Source organism: Pseudonocardia pini, from assembly GCF_013870575.1.
In the GTDB taxonomy this organism is placed as follows: Bacteria; Actinomycetota; Actinomycetes; order Mycobacteriales; family Pseudonocardiaceae; genus Pseudonocardia; species Pseudonocardia pini.
Map to the genome: position 1 here is coordinate 1 of NZ_JACBXB010000877.1, position 2,109 is coordinate 2,109.

The following is a 2,109-nucleotide window of genomic DNA, read 5'->3' on the forward strand; positions in this document are numbered from 1 at the left end:
GCGGCACCGGTGTAGCGGACGCGCGCCGGGAACAGCCCGGTGAAGGCGGCGTAGGCCGGGGGAGGTGCCGCGCCCGCCAGCCCGACCACGAACCAGAACGCCGCGCCGACCGCCACGATCGGCGCCCCCGCGCGACCCATCACGAACATGATCGGGAAGATCGTCACCGCACTGACCAGCAGCACGGTGACCAGCACCGCCCGCTTCCCGAACCGGTCCACGGCCAACCCGCTGACCACCGCGAACGGCAGGGCGAGGAACAGGGCGATCGCGGCGACGAGGGACACGGTGCCCGGGGGTAGCCCCGCCGTCGTCTGCAGGTAGATGGGGAGGTAGGCCGACGTCGTGTACCCCACCAGCCCCACGGTGAACGACAGGGCGATGACCCGGAGCAGCGCGGGCCGGTGGTCACGCAGCACCTCGCGGACCGGCGCGTTCGGGATCTCCGCGCGGGCGGCGAGGGCCCGGAACTCGGGGGAGTCCTCGAGCCGGAGGCGGTAGACCAGGCACAGGACCGTCAGCGGCAGGGAGACCAGGAACGGCAGGCGCCAGCCCCAGGTCGCCATGCCGTCCGCGGACACGACGGTCGCGAGGGCCACGACCGCGGGCGCCACGGCCACGCCGATCGAGAAGCCGAGCGGGGTCATCGCGTTGAACAGGCCGCGCCGACCCTTCGTGCTGTACTCGGCGACGAACGTCGCCGAGCCCATCAGCTCACCGCCCGCGGAGAAGCCCTGGAGCAACCGGAGGACGACGAGCAGGACCGGTGCCGCGACGCCGATGGCGGCGTGGGTGGGCAGGACGCCCATCGCGAACGTGGCGACGCCCATCAGCGTCACGGTGACGACGAGGGTGTGCCTGCGCCCCAGCCGGTCGCCCATGCGGCCGAAGAACAGGCCGCCGAGCGGGCGGGCCACGAACCCGGCCGCGAACACCAGCAGCGAGGCCAGCACGGCGGTGACCGGGTCGCCGGACGGGAAGAACAACGGCGCCGTGTAGACCACGAGATAGGCGTAGACGGCGAAGTCGTAGGACTCGATCATCGTGCCCAGCAGGCCTGCGACGGCCGCGCGGCGGGCGAGGGAGGGGGACGGCACCGGACTCGGCCGACTCATGGTTCCTCACTTCGTCGTGACGGAGGGATTCGACCGGAGAGTAATTCTCTGACGGTCCGTGCACCATATCTTGCAGGAGATTCGTGGGTCTGGTGCCGGACTTCTGACGATGGGTATGGTCAGCGGGTGACTCTGCGCGGCACCCTGCCGTCCTTCGCCGAACTGCTGGACCTCGAGGCGGTCGGACCGGACCGTTACCGCACCACGTGCGTCTTCGACGAGTCGCCCTACACGCTCTTCGGTGGGCAGGTGGCGGCGCAGGCGCTGTGGGCGGCCGCGGACACCGTCGCCGAGGGTCGGCACCCGCATTCGCTGCACGGCTACTTCGTCGCAGGCGCCACCGCCGCGGAGCCGCTCGACCTCCAGGTCGAGCGGGACCGGGACGGGCGCTCCTTCTCCGCCCGCAGGGTGGTGGTGCGCCAACACGGCCGCGTCGTGTTCACCCTGTCGGCGTCCTTCCAGGTGCCGGCGGGGGCCGGGTGCGACCTGGACCTCGCGCCGGCGTCGCCGGTCCCCGACCCGGCCGGGCTCCCCGTCCGCGGGCTCCACCGGATGCTGTCGGCCGAGGCGCGGTTCCCGGACGCGGACGGACCACCCGGCTTCCCGCCCAGGTTCTGGGCCCGGTGCACCGATCCGCTCGGCGACTCGCCCGTGCGGCACGCGTGCGCGCTGACCTACCTCTCGGACTTCTCCAGCGGCCTGCTCGGCCTGCACGACCGCACCGGGTCGGTGACCGGACCCAGCCTGGACCACGCCCTCTGGTTCCATCGGCCGGTCCGGGCGGACGAGTGGGTCCTCCTCGACCTCGTCCCGCGCGTCGTCGCCGGTGGTCGCGGCTGGTACGACGGGACCGTGCGGACCGCCGACGGCGCCCTCGTCGCGAGCCTGACCCAGGAGGCGCTGTTTCGGCCCGGAGCCGTCCCCGAGGGCTGGTTCCCGGAGGTGGCCGGATCAGGCTGAGACGAGCGCCACCAGGGCGGGGACGTCCTCGAGC

At 72.9% G+C, this 2,109-nt stretch carries 2 protein-coding genes; one reads left to right on the plus strand and one right to left on the minus strand.

Annotation, left to right across the window (positions count from 1 at the left end; genetic code table 11):
• A partial coding sequence (locus H5J29_RS30250; RefSeq protein WP_181784364.1) for an MFS transporter occupies positions 1-1,115 on the minus strand: 1,115 nt, incomplete at its 3' end.
• A 126-nt stretch (positions 1,116-1,241) separates the two neighbouring features.
• Here H5J29_RS30250 and H5J29_RS30255 point away from each other — a divergent pair.
• Complete coding sequence (locus H5J29_RS30255; protein ID WP_181784365.1) at positions 1,242-2,075, plus strand: acyl-CoA thioesterase; 834 nt, start codon at positions 1,242-1,244, stop codon at positions 2,073-2,075.
• Positions 2,076-2,109: the final 34 nt, after the last annotated feature.